Raw genomic sequence first — 16,506 nt, 5'->3', positions numbered from 1 at the left:
GATCAACCGTCACAACGGCTTCCTGGCGTGGCGGATTTTAACAACGGAGCACTTCCCCATGAGCAGACAGAATTACATTTTTACCTCGGAATCCGTGTCCGAAGGCCATCCTGACAAGGTATGTGACCGGATTTCCGACGCGGTGCTTGATGCGTTCCTGCGGGAAGAGCCGAATGCCCGTGTTGCCTGTGAAACCTTTGCAACCACAAATCGGGTTGTGGTGGGCGGTGAGGTCGGGCTCAGCGAAAAGAAGAAGCTGCGCGAGATGCTGGACGGCGTCGAACAGATCGTGCGCGGTTGTGTGAAGGATATCGGTTATGAACAGGATGAGTTCCACTGGGCCACGCTGAAGGTGAAAAACCACCTGCACAAGCAATCGGCTCATATCGCGCAGGGCGTGGACCGCGACGGCGCGGGTGATCAGGGGATCATGTTCGGCTATGCCTGCCGCGAAACGCCGGAACTGATGCCGGCACCCATCCAGTATAGCCATGCAATCTTGCGCCGTCTGGCCGAAGTGCGCAAATCCGGTCAGGAACCGACTCTGCGCCCGGATGCCAAATCGCAGTTGTCGCTGCGCTATGAAGATGGCAAGCCGGTCGAAGTGACCTCGATCGTGCTGTCCACCCAGCATGAAAGCGAAAGCCAGACCTCGGCCGATATTCGCGCCATTGTCGAACCCTATATCCGTGAAGTGCTGCCCTCGGGCTGGATCACCGAGAAGACCGAATGGTGGGTGAACCCGACCGGGACTTTCGTGATCGGTGGACCCGATGGCGATGCGGGCCTGACGGGCCGCAAGATCATTGTCGATACCTATGGCGGCGCGGCCCCCCATGGCGGCGGTGCTTTCTCGGGCAAGGACCCGACCAAGGTGGACCGGTCGGCGGCCTATGCTGCGCGCTATCTGGCGAAGAACGTTGTTGCCGCAGGGCTTGCGGACCGCTGTACGCTGCAGGTCAGCTATGCGATCGGTGTGGCGAAACCGCTGTCGATCTATGTCGATACGCATGGCACGGGGCAGTTGGACGAAGCTCTGATCGAACGCGCCGTGGCCGAGGTGATGGACCTGACGCCGCGTGGCATCCGCGAACATCTGCAGTTGAACCGCCCGATCTATGCCCGCACGGCTGCCTATGGCCATTTCGGTCGTGCCCCGGAAGAAGATGGTGGCTTCAGCTGGGAAAAGACCGATCTGATCGATGCGCTGAAAAAGGCGGTTTAATCAGAAACGGGGGGCCTTTGCCGGGGGCATCGAACCCCCGTCAAAGGCGTTGCCACGGAATGCGGGCCCGGTGCGCAAGTGCCGGGCCTTTCTCATGGGGCGATGTGAGGGGGCCGAGAGATCCGCGTTGCAGCCGCCGACCGCATCTATTCCCCGCGCGGGAAGCGTTTGCTTTCTTCCAGCACGTTCAGGTCCATGTGGTTGCGCATATAGCGTTCGGAGGCGGCGCGCAGCGGCTGGTAATCCCAAGGGAAATAGCTGCCATTGCGCAGCGCCTCATAGACCACCCAGCGGCGGGCCTGACTTTCGCGTACTTCTGAATCGTAGCGCGCCAGATCCCAACGTGCATCCGCCATGGCCCGGAAATGGGCCAAAGTCTCGGCATGGGCGGGATCGGTGGCGAGGTTCACCCGTTCCTCGGGGTCCATCTCCAGATCGAAAAGCTGCTCGGGGTCGGCCATGCAGCGGGTGTATTTCCACCGACCCTGCCGCAAGGCGACCAAGGGGGTTATGCTACCCTCTGCCGCATATTCCATCGCGACGGGGCTTGTGCGGTCAAACCCCTTGGCCAGCGGCACAAGGCTTTCGCCATCGGTCCATGGCATCACCTCATCCATCGAAATGCCTGCAAGGTCACACAGCGTCGGTGTCACGTCGATGGTGCAAACCGGGGTTTCGATCCGGCCGGGTTCAAGGCCGGGCGCCGCCACCATCAGCGGCACGCGGGCCGAGCCTTCAAAGAAGTTCATCTTGAACCACAGCCCGCGCCGCCCCAGCATTTCGCCATGGTCGGAGACGAAGAAGATGATCGCCTCTTGGCGGCTGGCCTCCAGCGCGGCCAGAATTTCGCCGATCTTGTTATCGACGTAAGAGATATTTGCGAAATAGCCCTGACGCGCGCGGCGGATGTGTTCAGCGGTGACCTCAAGGCTGCGCCAGTCGCAGGCATCCATCAGGCGCTGCGAATGGGGGTCCATTTCCTCATAAGGGATGGCCTCGGGCGCATCGAGATGGGCACAATCGTTGTACAGATCCCAGTATTTGCGCCGCGCGACGAAGGGATCATGCGGATGGGTGAAGCTGGCACACAGTGCCCATGGCCGGGCATCCAGCCCGCGCGACAGGTCGTAGATTTTCTGCACCGCCTGAAAGCACACGTCGTCGTCATATTCCAACTGGTTTGTGATCTCGGCCACGCCCGCGCCAGTGACGCTGCCCAGATTGTGATACCACCAGTCGATCCGCTCGCCCGGCTTGCGGTAATCCGGGGTCCAGCCGAAGTCGGCGGGGTAGATGTCGGTGGTCAGGCGCTGTTCGAACCCGTGCAGCTGATCGGGGCCGACGAAATGCATCTTGCCCGACAGCGCGGTCTGATACCCGGCGCGGCGCAGGTGATGGGCGAAGGTTGGAATGTCCGAGGTAAATTCGGCTGCGTTGTCATAAACCCGCGTCCGGCGCGGCAATTGGCCAGACATGAAACTGGCCCGCGCCGGTGCGCAAAGCGGCGAGGCGGTATAGGCATTGGCAAAACGTACCGAACGCGCGGCCAGCTTCTTGAGGTTGGGCGCATGCAGCCAATCGGCAGGGCCATCCGGGAACAGCGTCCCGGTCAATTGGTCCACCATCAGGATCAGGATATTGGGCTTTTGGGTCATCTGGCGCGCCTGTGAAACAATGCGCTATTAGAAACCCATATGCTGTGCTGTGAAAAGGGGCGGAATTTCGATGCTTTGCATAAGGATTTTGGATGCAACTTGATCCATCGGCCCTACGGGTGATCGAAGCCGTCGCCCGGGCGGGCAATCTGACACGCGCGGGGGCGGCCTTGGGCCTGAGCCAGCCTGCGATCAGCTATCAGCTGCGCCGCGCCGAGGATCATCTGGGTGTGGCCCTGTTCATCCGGGGCCGGGGCGGATGCACCCCCACCCCGGCAGGCGAGGTTTTGTTGCGCGGCCTGCTGCCCGCACTGGCGCAGATCGATGCCGCGCTGGCCGAAGTGCGGGCGATGGCGCGGGCGCCAAATCTGCGCATCCTGACCGATTTCGGATTTGCGGGCCTCTGGCTGATGCCCCGGCTGGGCCGGTTTCGCGCGCTTCACCCCGAGATCGAAATCCAGATCACCGCAGCGCAGGATGGCAGACCGCCGCGATCGGGCGAAGTGGCGATCCGCTTCGCCCGGCAGGGCGATGTTGAAGGCTGGCTCTGGATGCCCGAGCGGGTGGTTCCGGTTTGCGCCCCCGATCATCTGGCGGCGCAGGGGCCGTTTGACAGCCCGGCCCGGTTGGCCGATGCGGCGCTGCTGCATGTCGAGGCGCCGACGGATCGGCGCTGGCTGACCTGGGCCGGCTGGTTTGCCGGGCAGGGGCTGAACCGTCCGGCGCGGGCGGGGGAACTGGCGCTGAACACCTATGAATTCGTGGTTCAGGCTGCGCTGGCCGGGCAGGGCGTGGCCTTGGGTTGGCGTCCGCTGATCGACGCGCATCTGGCTTCGGGGGCCTTGGTCGCGCTTGGCGCAGAGGTGCTGCGCCCCGACAGCGGCTATTGGGTGGTGGCACCGGGGCCGGAAACCACGGCGCATCGGATCCTGTTCGACTGGCTGCGCAGCGAGTTGGCCTGATCGCGCCATCCGCCGTCGCGCCCGTGTGATCCCGTTCGGGGCATGGGGTCTAGGCTTGGCCAAAAGATGGAGGCCCAGATGACCGAGACCCGACCCAATACCCTGCCCGAATTGATCGAGATCGAGGATCTGCGCATCCCGATGCCTGATGGTGTCAGCCTGTCGGCCCGGGTCTGGATGCCTGCCGATGCAGCGCTGCGGCCGGTTCCGGCGGTGCTGGAATACATCCCCTACCGCAAACGGGATGGAACCTTGCCGCGCGACGAGTTGATGCATCCCTATGTGGCGCGGGCGGGTTATGCCTGTGTGCGGGTGGATATTCGCGGCAATGGCGACAGCGAAGGGCTGATGTTGGACGAATACAGCCAGGCCGAGATGGATGACGCGCTGTCGGTGATCGGATTTCTGGCCGCGCAGCCCTGGTGTTCCGGCGCTGTCGGGATGATGGGCAAAAGCTGGGGCGGCTTCAATTGCCTGCAGGCCGCCTTCAATGGCCACCCTGCGCTGAAGGCGGTGATTTCGGTCTGTTCGACGGCTGATCGGTTTGCCGATGACATCCACTTCAAGGGGGGATGCCTGCTGGGCGAAAATCTGGGTTGGGGGGCGGTGATGCTGTCCTTCAGTTCGCGCCCTGCCGATCCGGTGCTGCGGCCCGACTGGCGCGAAGACTGGCTGAAGCGGCTGGAGGCGCAGCCGTTTCTGGCCCCGATCTGGGCCGCGCACCAGTCCCGCGATGGCTATTGGCGGCACGGGTCGATCTGCGAAGACTGGTCGCGGATGACCATTCCGGTGCTGAATCTGGGCGGCTGGGCCGACAATTACCTGAACACGCTGGGCCATGTGATGGCCAATCATCCGGGCGTGGGGCAGGGGCTGATGGGGCCTTGGGTCCACCAATACCCGCATACCGCAGTGCCCGGTCCGCAGATCGGTTTTCTGCAAGAGGCAATCCGCTGGTGGGATTGCTGGTTGAAAGGCATCGACAACGGCGTGGCGCAGGGGCCGCGCTACCGGGCCTACATGCTGCATTCGCAGCCGGTCTCCGCCGCACCCGCCCATCGCAAGGGGCATTGGGTGGTGGAACCCGATTGGCCGCGCAGCGATCGGGTTGCGCCCGAAACGCATGATCTGGCTCCGTTGGCAGGGCGCAAGATCTGCACGCCGCAGCATCTGGGGCTGCATGCGGGCGAGTTTTTCCCGATGGGGCTGAATGCCGAATTGCCGGGTGATCAGCAGGGCGAAGATGCGATGTCGGTGTGCCTAGACATCGACCTGCCCGAAGGGATGGACCTGCTGGGTCGCCCCCGGCTGACCCTTGTGCTGGACTGCGATCAACCCTTTGCCCATCTGATTGCCCGGCTGTGCGATGTGGCCCCCGATGGCAGTTCCACCCGGATCACCCATGGCATGCTGAACCTGCGTCATCGCGACAGCATGGCCGAACCCAGCCCGGTGCCTGTGGGCCAGCCGTTCGAGGTGGTTCTGGATCTGGATGAAACCGGCTATCGGCTGGCGCCGGGCCACAGGTTGCGGTTGGCGCTGTCCACGACCTACTGGCCCTTTGTCTGGCCTGCCCCGGTGGCGGCGACGCTGACGGTGCGGTCGGGTCAGATCACGCTGCCGCGCCATCGTGGCAGCCTTGGCGATGAATGGGCGCCACCCCCGCCCGAAACCGCCGCCCCCTGGGCGCATCGGGTGATCCGGCCCAGCCATGCAACCCGACGCATCGCGCAGGACCTGCTGACCGGTGATTGGGAACTGATCGTGGAAGATGATGGCGGCGATGTCGAAAACCTGACCCATGGCCTGATAACGGGCGAAACGATGCGCGAGGTGTGGCGCATCAACCCGGCCGATCCGCTGAGCGCGCGGGTGGAGGTCACCTACGAACAGCGCCTGTCGCGCGGCGATTGGTCGGTGCGGACACGGGCGGTATCAAGGCTCGAATCATCCCCCGACGCCCTGGTGCATTCCGCCAGGCTGGAGGCATGGGAAGGGGAGACTCGGGTCCTTACGCGCGAGTTTTTTGACAATACCCCTCGCGACCATGTGTGACACAAGAACGACATCCGCATCGGAAAATAATCGTTTACGCATGGGGCCTCTTGGTCCCATGCTTGCGCTAACCAGAACAAAGCCGTCAGGGAGCTGAAATATGAAGGACGATCTTGCCAAACTCGTGGACTGGATTGACGCGAGCCGGATGAACCGCCGGGCATTTCTGGGCCGGGCCTCTGCGCTTGGTCTGGCGGCGGCGCTTGGCACCTCGCTGATGCCGGGCCAGGCCCGCGCCGAAGAGCCCAAGAAGGGCGGCGTGCTGAAGCTGGGCCTGGGCGGCGGTGAAAGCACCGATGCTTTGGACCCGGGTCTGGCTGATGGTCCAGTGGCCTTCAACGTGAACCGTCAATGGGGGGATACGCTGGTCGTCGTCGGACCTGACAAGGCCATCGTGCCGCGTCTGGCCGAAGCGGTGGAAAGCAGCGCCGATTCCGTGACCTGGACCTTCAAGATCCGCAAGGGCGTGAAGTTCCATGACGGCACCGAAATGACCGCCGAAGACGCCGCCGCAAGCCTGCGCCGTCAGTCGGATGAAAATGCGAAATCCGGTGCCTTCGGCATCATGCAGGGCATCAAGGACATCGCGGTGGACGGCGACAATGTCGTGCTGACCCTGCATACCGGCAATGCCGACCTGCCCTATCTGCTGGCCGATTATCACCTTGTGGTGCAGCCCAAGGGCGGCGTCGATAACCCCAATGCCGGGATCGGCACCGGCCCCTACAAGGTGGTTTCGGCGGAACCCGGCGTTCGCTATGTCTTTGAAAAGTTTGCTGATCACTGGGATCCGGCCGTCGGTCACTATGACGGGGTCGAATTCCTTGTCATCAACGACAACACCGCCCGCACCGCCGCGCTGCAATCGGGTCAGGTCCATGCGATCAACCGCGTCGATCCCAAGGTGGCCAAGCTGCTGTCCCGCGCGCCCGGTGTCGTGGTCAAGAACGTGTCGGGCCCGGGCCATTACGTCTTCATCATGCATGTGGACAAGGCCCCGTTCGACAACAAGGACCTGCGTCTGGCGCTGAAATACGCGATCAACCGTCAGGAAATGGTGGACAAGATCCTTGATGGCTTCGGGTCGGTCGGAAATGATATTCCGATCAACAAATCCTACCCGCTGTTCGATGAAAGCCTGCCGCAGCGCGAATTCTCGATCGAAAAGGCCGCCGAGCATTACAAGGCCTCTGGCCATGATGGCAGCCCGATTGAACTGATCGTGGCCGATGGGGCGTTCCCCGGTGCGGTGGATGCAGCGGCGCTGTTCCAGGCCACGGCCAAGCAGGCGGGCATTCCGCTGGAAATCAAGCGCGTGCCGGATGACGGCTATTGGTCGGATGTGTGGAACGTGATGCCCTTCTGCGCCAGCTATTGGGGCGGGCGTCCGGTGCAGGACCAGATGTACTCGACGGCCTATCTGTCAACGGCAGACTGGAACGACACCAAGTTCAAGAATGCCGATTTCGATGCGCTGATCATGCAGGCCCGGTCGGAAACCGATACGGCCAAGCGCAAGGAAATCTACAGCAAGGTCGCAAACATCCTGTGGGAAGAGGGCGGGGTAATCTGCCCGATGTTCAACGATTTCATCGACGCCATCAGCGACAAGGTGGCGGGCTGGATCGACGACCCGCAGCTGGAGCAGATGAACGGCTACCTGACCCACAAGACCTGGTTCGCCTGATCAATGGCGCTACATCCGGTCGTGAAACTGGTCGCCCAGCGGATTTCGCTGGGCCTCCTTCTCTTGCTGGCGGCGTCTGTGCTGATCTTTCTGGGCACTCAGATCCTGCCGGGTGATGTGGCCCAGGCCATTCTGGGGCAGGCGGCAACGCCTGAAACGCTGGCCAATCTGCGTGAGGAGCTGGGTCTGAACGAGCCCGCCGTCACGCGGTATTTCAACTGGCTTTTCGGGGTGTTGCAGGGCGATCTTGGCACGGCGTTGTCCAATAGCCAACCGATTGCCCCCGCTTTGGGCGGGCGTCTGGCGAATACGCTGTTCCTTGCGGCAACCGCCGCGGTGATCGCCGTGCCGCTGGCCATACTTCTGGGTCTGATTTCGGTGCGCTACCGCAACCGCTGGCCCGACAAGGCGATTTCTGCGGTGACGCTGGCCACCATTTCGGTGCCGGAATTCCTGCTGGGCTACATCGCCATCTTCTTTCTGGCCGTGCAATACCGGGTGCTGCCTTCGCTCTCGACGGTCTATGACGGCATGACCTTTGGTGAACGCCTGACGGCCATCGGGCTGCCGGTCATCGTGCTGGTGCTGGCGGTTCTGGGCCACATGATGCGGATGACGCGGGCGGCCATCCTGAACGTGATGCAATCGGCCTATGTCGAAACGGCGGAGCTGAAGGGGCTGTCACCCTTTGCCGTTATCGCCCGCCATGCCTTTCCCAATGCCATCGCCCCAGTGGTGAATGTCGTGATGATCAACCTCGCCTATCTTGTAGTGGGTGTGGTCGTGGTCGAGGTGGTCTTTGTCTATCCCGGCATGGGGCAATATCTGGTGGACCATGTGTCGAAACGTGATGTGCCGGTGGTGCAGGCCTGCGGGCTTGTGTTTGCCGCCGTCTATATCGGACTCAATCTCGTGGCCGATATTGTCTCGATCCTGGCCAACCCGCGGCTGAGGCATCCGAAATGACCCGTATTCCGCTTGCAGCCCTGATCGGGCTGATCTTCACCGGCGCCTATTTTGCGGCTGCCTTGTTTGCCCCCTGGATCGCGCCCTATGGCATGGCTGAAATTGTCGGCGACAGCTGGGAACCGGCCTCAAGCCAGTTCTGGCTCGGCACCGACAGTATTGGCCGCGATCTGCTCAGCCGGATGATCTGGGGCGGCCAGACCACCATCTTCGTGGCGACGGCGGCCACCTTGCTCAGCTTCGGGCTTGGGTCGATCCTGGGATTTCTGGCGGCGGTGCGCGGCGGCTGGATAGACCAGCTGCTGTCGCGCGGGGTCGATCTGATGATGTCGATCCCCTCGCTGATTTCTGCGCTGGTGGTTCTGTCTGTGGTCCCGGTCACGCTGCCGGTCTTGATCCTTGTGATGGGCCTGCTGGATGCCACCCGGGTCTTTCGACTGGCGCGCGCCGTTGCGGTCGATATCACCGTGATGGACTATGTGGAGGCTGCCCGGCTCCGGGGGGAAAAGCAGGGCTGGATCATCTTCCGCGAAATCCTGCCCAACGCCTTGTCGCCGCTGGTGGCCGAAATGGGCCTGCGTTTCATCTTTGCCGTCCTGTTCATCTCGACCCTGTCCTTCCTCGGGCTTGGGGTGCAACCGCCGATGGCCGATTGGGGCGGGATTGTGAAGGAGAACAAGGAGGGCATCGTCTATGGTATCCCTGCCGCGCTGATCCCGGCCTTTGCCATCGCCACGCTTGCCATTTCGGTCAACCTTGTGGCCGACTGGGTGCTGAACCGCACCTCCAGCCTGAAAGGAGGCCGCGGTGCGTGATGACATGACCCCGCTTCTTGACATCCGCGATCTGGTGATCGAGGCCACGTCCTATCCGCCGGGTGAACCACCCAAGACCGTCACACTGGTGCATGGTGTCTCGCTCAGCTTGCAGAAGGGCAAGGTTCTGGGCCTGATCGGCGAAAGTGGCGCCGGCAAATCCACCATCGGCCTGTCGTCCATGGCCTATGGCCGGGGGGGCGTGCGCATCACCGGCGGGCAGGTCATCCTGAACGGGCGCGACATCCTGAAGGGCGGCGCACGCGGCCTGCGCGCGCTGCGCGGCAAGGAAGTGACCTATGTGGCGCAATCTGCCGCCGCCAGCTTCAACCCGGCCAAGCCGTTGATGGATCAGGTGATCGAAACCACCCTGTCGCGCGGGATGATGGGGCGGGCCGATGCCGAAAAACGCGCGGTCGATCTGTTTCGGCAATTGGGTCTGCCCAATCCCGAAACCATCGGCAAACGCTTTCCGCATCAGGTCTCTGGCGGGCAGTTGCAGCGGGTGATGACGGCGATGGCGCTGTGCCCCAAACCCGATCTGGTGATCTTTGACGAACCGACCACTGCACTGGATGTGACCACGCAGATCGACGTTCTGGCGGCGATCAAGCGGGCAATTCACGAAACCGGGGTGGCCGCGCTCTATATCACCCATGATCTGGCAGTCGTGGCGCAGGTGGCCGATGACATCATGGTGCTGCGCCATGGAAAGACGGTCGAATATGGCAGCTGCCAACAGATCATCGAAGCCCCGCGCGAAGCCTATACACAGGCGCTGGTCGCGATCCGCTCGATCGAGCATGTCGAGAAATCAGCCGATGTCGCGCCTGTTCTCAGCGTGCAGAACATCACCGCGCGTTACCGAGGCACCCAGTTCGACGTGCTGCAGAATGTGACGGTCGATCTGCCGCCGGGGCAGACGCTTGCGGTGGTGGGCGAAAGCGGATCGGGCAAATCGACCCTGGCGCGGGTGATCACCGGGCTATTGCCCGCATCGCAAGGCCGCATCACCTTTGCCGGACGCACGCTCAGCCCCGATCTGGCCGGGCGCACGCGGGAAGACCTGCGCGAATTGCAGATGATCTACCAGATGGCCGATGTGGCAATGAACCCGCGCCAGACGGTTGAAACCATCATCGGCCGCCCGCTTGAATTCTATTTCGGCCTGAAAGGCGACGCGAAACGCAAACGGGTGCAGGAATTGCTCGACCAGATCGAAATGGGCAAGGGCTATGCCGACCGCTACCCGGCAGAACTGTCGGGCGGGCAGAAGCAACGCGTCTGCATCGCCCGGTCGCTGGCGGCCAAGCCGAAGCTCATCATCTGCGACGAGGTGACCTCGGCGCTGGATCCGTTGGTGGCCGACGGCATCCTGAAACTGCTCCTGAACCTGCAGGCGCAGGAAGGCGTGTCCTATCTCTTCATCACCCATGATCTGGCGACGGTGCGTGCCATCGCCGACCGGATCGCGGTGATGTACAAGGGCAAGCTGCAGCGCTACGGCAGCAAGACCGAAGTGCTCAGCCCACCTTTCGATGACTATACCGATCTGCTGCTGTCATCGGTGCCAGACATGAAACTGGGTTGGCTGGAGCAGGTTCTGGCGCATCGCCGCATGGAAAGTGCGGGCAACTGAACGGTCGGGGGCAGGGCGCGGCCTTGCCCCTCTAATATGGCAAAATATCCCCGCCGGAGGCAGCCGACCTGACCATGTTTGCTGTCGGCGGGGCAGGAGAGGGCCATGGCCAAGCTGCTGCTGATCCTTATCGACGGGGTGCCCTATGGCAATTGGCGGCGGCTTTTCGGCAATCTGGAGGGCTGGGTGGCGCAGGGCGCCGCCCGGATCTGGCGGATGCGCTCGGTGCTGCCGTCAACTTCGGCCAGTTGTTACGCCTCGATCCATACTGGCCTGCCGCCACAGGTGACCGGGGTCTGGGGCAATGAGGCGGTGCGGCGGCTCGATCATCCCGATATCTTTTCCGAAGCCAGCCGGGCCGGGCTGCGTACCGGGGCGGTGGCCCACAGTTTCTGGTCGGAATTCTTCAATCGTGCGCCCTTCGATGTGGTGCGCGACATCGAATATGATGAACCGGGCGGGCCGATCACCCATGGCCGGTTTCATACCATGTATGGCTACAACTTGATCAATCAGGCGACGCCGGCCGATCATGATCTGTTTGGCACCCTGACCCGGCTTTGCGAAGGCCATGGCATTGATTACGGGATGCTGCATACCTGCACATTGGACAGCATGGGCCACCGCTTCGGGCATGCCTGCGCCGAGATGGACCATGCCTGCTATGCGCTGGATGCCCAGCTTGCGCCCTTTGTTCAGCGGTGGCGCAATGCCGGCTATGAGGTGATCGTGACCGCAGATCACGGGCAGGATGCGCGGGGCCATCACGGTGGCACGTCTGATGACCAGCGCGATTTTGCCCTGTATTACTTTGGGGCGGCCGAAGGGCCTGCGCCTGATACGCTGCTCGATCAGTTGTCTCTGGCACCGGGCATCCTGAACCGGCTTGGTGTGCCGGTTCCTGCCAGCATGGCAGCCCTGCCGCTGTTTGAACGTTAGCGTTCAGCTGCGCCAGTCGCTGCCCTCGATATCCAGCAGGGCCTTGATTTCGCGCAGATGGGCCTCGGCATAGCCGGGATAATCTTCCCATTCCCGCGCGGTCTTTTCGGCAATGGCATCGGGCAGCACCCGCAACGGACGGCCGGTCTGCAAGGCGCGGATATAGGTTTCTGCCGCCCGTTCGAAGAATACCAGCCGGTTGAAGGTTTCCGCCACGCTTTGGTCCACCACCAGCACGCCGTGATTGCCCAGGATCAGCGTGGTGAGTCTGGGATCAGCCAGCAATGCGGCGCAGCGACGGCCTTCTTCCTCAAACGCCATGCCACCATAGGCGTCATCCACCACATGACGGCCATGGAACATCGCGCTGTTCTGGTCGATCGCGGGCAGGCGGCTGTCGGCAAGGCTGGCCAGCACCGTGGCGTGGATGGAATGCACATGCATCAGGCAGCGCGCATGGGGCAGGGCGCGGTGAATTGATCCGTGCAGTCCCCAGGCCGTCGGGTCCGGGGCATCGGGGCGTTGCAGGGTCGTGGGGTCTTCGGCATCAATCTCGATCAGGCTTGAGGCCGTAATCCGCGCAAAATGCCGCGCATTGGGATTGATGAGAAAGCGGCTGCCAGACGGGTTCACCGCGAGCGAGAAGTGGTTCGACACTGCCTCATGCAGGTTCAGCTTCACCGCCCAGCGAAAGCTGGCGGCCAGATCGACACGGTCATCCCAATGGGCAGGGGTGTTGGTCATGCGCGGTCTCCGAAGGGCCAGACGCCGGTGGACAGGGCCCGCAAGGTGGCGGCGATCCGGGCAAAGCTTTCAGCGGCACGCGGCACCGAATGGCGCGCGCGCAGCCAGCCATGCACCAGCCCCGTATCGACGATCGAGGCCGCGCGTCCGCCTGCCGCAAGCACCCTGTCGCGATACTCACGCCCGTCATCGGCCAGCGGATCACATTCGGCGGCGAAAATCACGCTGGGCGGCAGGCCGGTGAAATCGTTGTCCTGCAAGGCGGCGGCTGTCGGGTCATGTTCTGGCGGTGGCCCGGGGTGCCGGATGGTCAGGTAAAACTCCACATCCGCAAGGGTCAGCATGGGTGCATGGGCATGGGTCAGATAGCTGCCCGTGCTCCGGTCGCCCCCAAGCGACGGGTAGATCAGCACCTGACCGTTGATCCGCCCTGTGCCCCGCAAGGCGTGGGTGACCGAGGCCGCGAGCGATCCACCGGCGGAATCCCCCGCCATGATCAGAGGGCCGGGCCAGCGATCCAGCACGGCGCGGCTGGCCGACAGGCAATCCTCATATGCGGCGGGATGGCGGTGTTCCGGTGCCAGCCGGTAATCGGCGCTGACGATGCGCAGCCCGGTTGCCGCGCATAACTCGGCGCAGACGTCGTCATGGCTGTCCAGACCGCCGACGACAAAACCGCCGCCATGGAAATACATCGCAGTCTGCGCGGCCTGCGTGGGTTCATATATGCGGCACATCACGCCACCCAGGCTTTCGTCACGCACGGTTATGCCTGCCGGGTGGGGCTTGCGGAAGGCGGCGCACATCCTGTTATAGACATCGCGCTGTTCGGCAATCGTCAGACCCACGGCCTCCGGGGGATACCAACGATCCGTTTCGCGGATAAAGGCCCAGGTCGGGCCGTCGATAAGGTTCTGGTAATCTGCTTCGGGCATGCTGGAATGATCCGTGGTCACGCTGCGACGAGAATACGAGATCATGGATTGGCGCAAAAGGCGCCACAATTCACGACAGTGACGGGGCGATATTGCCCCATTTTCCCCCTAATCTCGTCGCGTTCGGTAGGTAAATGTCAGGTTAACAGGTTCTCTTCGTCCGTGAGGGTAAGATGCAGTTGTTCCGTCCCGAAGATCACGACGCTGCCCTGGTGGGCTGGGGTGTTCGCGTGTTGTTGCTGGCTGAAACCGGATCCCGGGCTGCCGAGGCGGTTTCGATGCGCATTGCCGGGTTCGGCGGCTTGCCCGAGGCGCAAGGCGAGATGTTCGCCGCGTTGGAAACCCTGATTGACGATCCTGCTGGGTATGGTCTGTTCGTGATGGATTGCGAAACCTTCGGCGGGCTTGATGCCGGGCGCCGGGCCTTTGCCATCCTGCGCGCCGCTGGCTGTCAGGTGCCGGTGATCCTGGTATCGACCGAATGCAGCACACAGAGCTTTCCGGATGACCGCAGCGCCCCCATCCTGCTGCGTTCGCCGCTGTCGGCGGTCTCTATGCGCGTCGGCTTCGAACATGCGCTGCGCGAACGGATGATGTGGCAGGCGGCTTGATTAAAGCGTTGAAATGATGAAGGGCGGGCCAATGGCCCGCCCTTCGGTATTCCGGTGACCCGAAATCAGGCCAGCGACAGGTTGGTCGCCGACTCGCGGCCGTCACGGCCTGCTTCGATGTCGAAGGTCACAGCCTGACCGTCAGCCAGCGAACGGATGCCGGCGCGCTCCAGCGCGGTGATGTGGACGAACACGTCCTTCTTGCCGCCTTCCGGGGCGATAAAGCCGAAGCCTTTGGTGGCGTTGAACCATTTCACGGTGCCCTTGGCCATCGTGATGTCTCCTCTAAAGTGCCGCCCACGGAACTGTGGCGGCTCGGCTCGTCAGCGCATGTCGATAGCTGTGGCCGGTAAGGGAGACAGTGGTCGATAGAGATAACGTCGCCCATCACATATGGGGCCCGCGGCCTTGAAATACAAGCTTTTTGTCCGAAACCGCCCGTTTCGCCCCATTTGGGGTTTTGCTGCGACGCGGCGGACATAAAATTTCAAAATGTGCAATATCAGCATTGCATTGTTGCGCGGTCGCTGTATTTCTTTGCTGCATAGGCGCGCCGATTCTGCGGCGCGGCATCACCAACAGGCAGGAGGCCCCCATGGCTCTGGATACGAATCAGAACATCGTCGCCTATGACGCACCCATCAAGGACCTGTACGAGATCGGCGAGATGCCACCTCTCGGCCATGTGCCCAAGCAGATGTACGCGTGGGCGATCCGCCGGGAACGCCACGGCGAGCCGGACAAGAGCTTCCAGCTTGAAGTGGTGGATACCTGGGAAATCGACAGCCACGAAGTGCTGGTGCTGGTGATGGCCGCAGGTGTGAACTACAACGGTGTGTGGGCCGGTTTGGGCGTGCCGATCAGCCCGTTTGACGGCCACAAGCAGCCCTATCATATCGCCGGTTCGGATGCTGCTGGCATCGTCTGGAAAGTGGGCTCCAAAGTCACCCGCTGGAAGGTGGGCGACGAAGTCGTGGTCCATTGCAACCAGGATGACGGTGACGACGAAGAATGCAACGGCGGCGATCCGATGTTTTCTCCGACGCAGCGCATCTGGGGCTATGAAACGCATGACGGGTCGTTTGCCCAGTTCACCCGGGTGCAGGCCCAGCAGTTGATGCCGAGACCCAAGCACCTGAGCTGGGAAGAAAGCGCCTGCTACACGCTGACGCTGGCCACAGCCTACCGGATGTTGTTCGGCCATGCCCCGCATGACCTGAAGCCGGGCCAGAACGTGCTGGTCTGGGGGGCCTCGGGCGGTCTGGGGTCTTATGCGATCCAGTTGGCCAATACGGCGGGCGCCAATGCGATCGGGGTCATCTCCGACGAATCAAAGCGCGATTTCGTGCTGGGCCTGGGGGCCAAGGGCGTCATCAACCGCAACGAATTCAAATGCTGGGGGCAACTGCCCAAGGTCAACAGCCCCGAATATAATGAATGGCTGAAAGAGGCCCGCAAGTTCGGCAAGGCGATCTGGGATATCACCGGCAAGGGCGTGAATGTGGATATGGTGTTCGAACATCCGGGCGAACAAACCTTCCCGGTATCATCACTGATCTGCAAGAAGGGCGGCATGGTTGTGATCTGTGCGGGAACCAGCGGATTCAATTGCACCTTTGACGTGCGCTACATGTGGATGCACCAAAAACGCTTGCAGGGCAGCCATTTCGCCCATCTCAAGCAAGCCAGCGCCGCCAACAAACTGATGTGCGAACGCCGCCTTGATCCCTGCATGTCCGAGGTTTTCCCCTGGGCCGAGATCCCGCAGGCGCATATGCTGATGCTCAAAAACCAGCACAAACCAGGCAATATGGCGGTGCTTGTGCAGGCCCCGCATACCGGCCTGCGCACCTTTGAAGACACGCTGGAAGCCAGCATCAAGCGGTAATCCGGCATCCCCGATCCGCCGCAAACGCCGCCCGTCATCGGGCGGCGTTTCGCATTTTGTTCTGTTTTGGTGACGGTCTGTTGACCAATTCGCAGCTAGTCTCAGCCGGAGCCAGAGATGATTTTGGTGTGGATGCAGAATGGTTGCAGCAGTCGGGGGCCAATATGCAGGGTGAATGGATATTCGAGGTGTTGGCCGACCTGCGCGCCTTCGCATTGAAGAATGATCTGCCGGCGCTGGCGGCGCAGGTTGAAACCACATTGCGAGTGGCGCAGGTCGAACTCGCCTCACACGAGTCCATGACGCCCCCTGAAAGCAAGGGCGGCCAGGGCAACGGCAACAACCGTCCCAACTGAACGGGCCTCGCACTGGCCATCGGGCTGGG

At 62.4% G+C, this 16,506-nt stretch carries 15 protein-coding genes and 1 riboswitch; of the genes, 11 read left to right on the top strand and 4 right to left on the bottom strand.

Going from position 1 to position 16,506, the window contains the following annotated elements; translation table 11 throughout:
• The first annotated feature begins 3 nt into the window (after positions 1 to 3).
• A riboswitch (SAM-SAH riboswitch) is annotated at positions 4 to 51 on the top strand.
• 7 nt (positions 52 to 58) lie between these two features.
• Positions 59 to 1,225, top strand: a complete 1,167-nt coding sequence (metK, locus tag V6590_RS18070; protein ID WP_335425091.1) for a methionine adenosyltransferase — start codon at positions 59 to 61, stop codon at positions 1,223 to 1,225.
• Positions 1,226 to 1,371: 146 nt separating this feature from the next.
• Here metK and betC read toward each other — a convergent pair whose 3' ends face one another.
• Positions 1,372 to 2,880 (bottom strand): choline-sulfatase, encoded by a 1,509-nt coding sequence (betC, locus tag V6590_RS18065; RefSeq protein ID WP_335425090.1) that lies wholly within the window; start codon positions 2,878 to 2,880, stop codon positions 1,372 to 1,374.
• Positions 2,881 to 2,972: 92 nt separating this feature from the next.
• On the opposite strand from betC, the gene V6590_RS18060 reads away from it, so the two are divergent.
• The 7 genes from V6590_RS18060 (at position 2,973) to V6590_RS18030 (ending at position 11,943) form a co-directional block, all read left to right on the top strand.
• Entirely contained in the window at positions 2,973 to 3,842 is an 870-nt protein-coding gene (locus V6590_RS18060) for a LysR substrate-binding domain-containing protein (protein WP_335425089.1), read from the top strand.
• 78 nt (positions 3,843 to 3,920) lie between these two features.
• The gene (locus V6590_RS18055; protein ID WP_335425088.1) at positions 3,921 to 5,897 is read left to right on the top strand and encodes a CocE/NonD family hydrolase; all 1,977 of its coding nucleotides are present in this window, start codon (positions 3,921 to 3,923) and stop codon (positions 5,895 to 5,897) included.
• A gap of 100 nt (positions 5,898 to 5,997) precedes the next feature.
• Positions 5,998 to 7,584, top strand: coding sequence for an ABC transporter substrate-binding protein (locus V6590_RS18050; RefSeq protein WP_335425087.1), 1,587 nt, complete (start codon positions 5,998 to 6,000; stop codon positions 7,582 to 7,584).
• Positions 7,585 to 7,587: 3 nt separating this feature from the next.
• Positions 7,588 to 8,550, top strand: a complete 963-nt coding sequence (locus V6590_RS18045) for an ABC transporter permease (protein WP_335425086.1) — start codon at positions 7,588 to 7,590, stop codon at positions 8,548 to 8,550.
• The gene (locus V6590_RS18040) at positions 8,547 to 9,365 is read left to right on the top strand and encodes an ABC transporter permease (RefSeq protein WP_335425084.1); all 819 of its coding nucleotides are present in this window, start codon (positions 8,547 to 8,549) and stop codon (positions 9,363 to 9,365) included. The genes V6590_RS18045 and V6590_RS18040 overlap by 4 nt, the downstream gene beginning before the upstream one ends.
• A gap of 4 nt (positions 9,366 to 9,369) precedes the next feature.
• Positions 9,370 to 11,004, top strand: a complete 1,635-nt coding sequence (locus V6590_RS18035) for an ABC transporter ATP-binding protein (RefSeq protein WP_335425083.1) — start codon at positions 9,370 to 9,372, stop codon at positions 11,002 to 11,004.
• 105 nt (positions 11,005 to 11,109) lie between these two features.
• Positions 11,110 to 11,943, top strand: a complete 834-nt coding sequence (locus V6590_RS18030; RefSeq protein WP_335425082.1) for an alkaline phosphatase family protein — start codon at positions 11,110 to 11,112, stop codon at positions 11,941 to 11,943.
• Between the two features lie 3 nt (positions 11,944 to 11,946).
• Here the strand turns inward: V6590_RS18030 and V6590_RS18025 are convergent, their stop codons facing one another.
• Positions 11,947 to 12,687 (bottom strand): class II aldolase and adducin N-terminal domain-containing protein, encoded by a 741-nt coding sequence (locus V6590_RS18025; protein ID WP_335425081.1) that lies wholly within the window; start codon positions 12,685 to 12,687, stop codon positions 11,947 to 11,949.
• Positions 12,684 to 13,667 carry an alpha/beta hydrolase gene (locus V6590_RS18020; RefSeq protein WP_335425080.1) on the bottom strand — a complete coding sequence of 328 codons (984 nt, stop codon included), beginning with the start codon at positions 13,665 to 13,667 and terminating at the stop codon, positions 12,684 to 12,686. The genes V6590_RS18025 and V6590_RS18020 overlap by 4 nt, the downstream gene beginning before the upstream one ends.
• Before the next feature lie 128 nt (positions 13,668 to 13,795).
• On the opposite strand from V6590_RS18020, the gene V6590_RS18015 reads away from it, so the two are divergent.
• Positions 13,796 to 14,233 (top strand): hypothetical protein, encoded by a 438-nt coding sequence (locus V6590_RS18015; protein ID WP_335425079.1) that lies wholly within the window; start codon positions 13,796 to 13,798, stop codon positions 14,231 to 14,233.
• A 65-nt stretch (positions 14,234 to 14,298) separates the two neighbouring features.
• Here V6590_RS18015 and V6590_RS18010 read toward each other — a convergent pair whose 3' ends face one another.
• Positions 14,299 to 14,505 (bottom strand): cold-shock protein, encoded by a 207-nt coding sequence (locus tag V6590_RS18010; protein WP_146286306.1) that lies wholly within the window; start codon positions 14,503 to 14,505, stop codon positions 14,299 to 14,301.
• A 323-nt stretch (positions 14,506 to 14,828) separates the two neighbouring features.
• Here V6590_RS18010 and ccrA point away from each other — a divergent pair, with 323 nt between their 5' ends.
• The gene (ccrA, locus tag V6590_RS18005; RefSeq protein WP_335425074.1) at positions 14,829 to 16,121 is read left to right on the top strand and encodes a crotonyl-CoA carboxylase/reductase; all 1,293 of its coding nucleotides are present in this window, start codon (positions 14,829 to 14,831) and stop codon (positions 16,119 to 16,121) included.
• Positions 16,122 to 16,201: 80 nt separating this feature from the next.
• Complete coding sequence (locus V6590_RS18000; protein ID WP_335425072.1) at positions 16,202 to 16,477, top strand: hypothetical protein; 276 nt, start codon at positions 16,202 to 16,204, stop codon at positions 16,475 to 16,477.
• Positions 16,478 to 16,506: the final 29 nt, after the last annotated feature.

It is taken from the genome of Gemmobacter denitrificans, assembly GCF_036964905.1.
GTDB classification, from domain to species: domain Bacteria; phylum Pseudomonadota; class Alphaproteobacteria; order Rhodobacterales; family Rhodobacteraceae; genus Gemmobacter; species Gemmobacter denitrificans.
This window is presented reverse-complemented; position numbering and strand designations above follow the sequence as displayed.

Excerpts from the sequence above, each read along its gene's own strand:
- metK (WP_335425091.1), top strand. The coding sequence starts at position 59 with ATGAGCAGACAGAATTACATTTTTACCTCGGAATCCGTGTCCGAAGGC.
- betC (WP_335425090.1), bottom strand. The coding sequence starts at position 2,880 with ATGACCCAAAAGCCCAATATCCTGATCCTGATGGTGGACCAATTGACC.
- V6590_RS18060 (WP_335425089.1), top strand. The coding sequence starts at position 2,973 with ATGCAACTTGATCCATCGGCCCTACGGGTGATCGAAGCCGTCGCCCGG.
- V6590_RS18055 (WP_335425088.1), top strand. The coding sequence starts at position 3,921 with ATGACCGAGACCCGACCCAATACCCTGCCCGAATTGATCGAGATCGAG.
- V6590_RS18050 (WP_335425087.1), top strand. The coding sequence starts at position 5,998 with ATGAAGGACGATCTTGCCAAACTCGTGGACTGGATTGACGCGAGCCGG.
- V6590_RS18045 (WP_335425086.1), top strand. The coding sequence starts at position 7,588 with ATGGCGCTACATCCGGTCGTGAAACTGGTCGCCCAGCGGATTTCGCTG.
- V6590_RS18040 (WP_335425084.1), top strand. The coding sequence starts at position 8,547 with ATGACCCGTATTCCGCTTGCAGCCCTGATCGGGCTGATCTTCACCGGC.
- V6590_RS18035 (WP_335425083.1), top strand. The coding sequence starts at position 9,370 with ATGACCCCGCTTCTTGACATCCGCGATCTGGTGATCGAGGCCACGTCC.
- V6590_RS18030 (WP_335425082.1), top strand. The coding sequence starts at position 11,110 with ATGGCCAAGCTGCTGCTGATCCTTATCGACGGGGTGCCCTATGGCAAT.
- V6590_RS18025 (WP_335425081.1), bottom strand. The coding sequence starts at position 12,687 with ATGACCAACACCCCTGCCCATTGGGATGACCGTGTCGATCTGGCCGCC.
- V6590_RS18020 (WP_335425080.1), bottom strand. The coding sequence starts at position 13,667 with ATGATCTCGTATTCTCGTCGCAGCGTGACCACGGATCATTCCAGCATG.
- V6590_RS18015 (WP_335425079.1), top strand. The coding sequence starts at position 13,796 with ATGCAGTTGTTCCGTCCCGAAGATCACGACGCTGCCCTGGTGGGCTGG.
- V6590_RS18010 (WP_146286306.1), bottom strand. The coding sequence starts at position 14,505 with ATGGCCAAGGGCACCGTGAAATGGTTCAACGCCACCAAAGGCTTCGGC.
- ccrA (WP_335425074.1), top strand. The coding sequence starts at position 14,829 with ATGGCTCTGGATACGAATCAGAACATCGTCGCCTATGACGCACCCATC.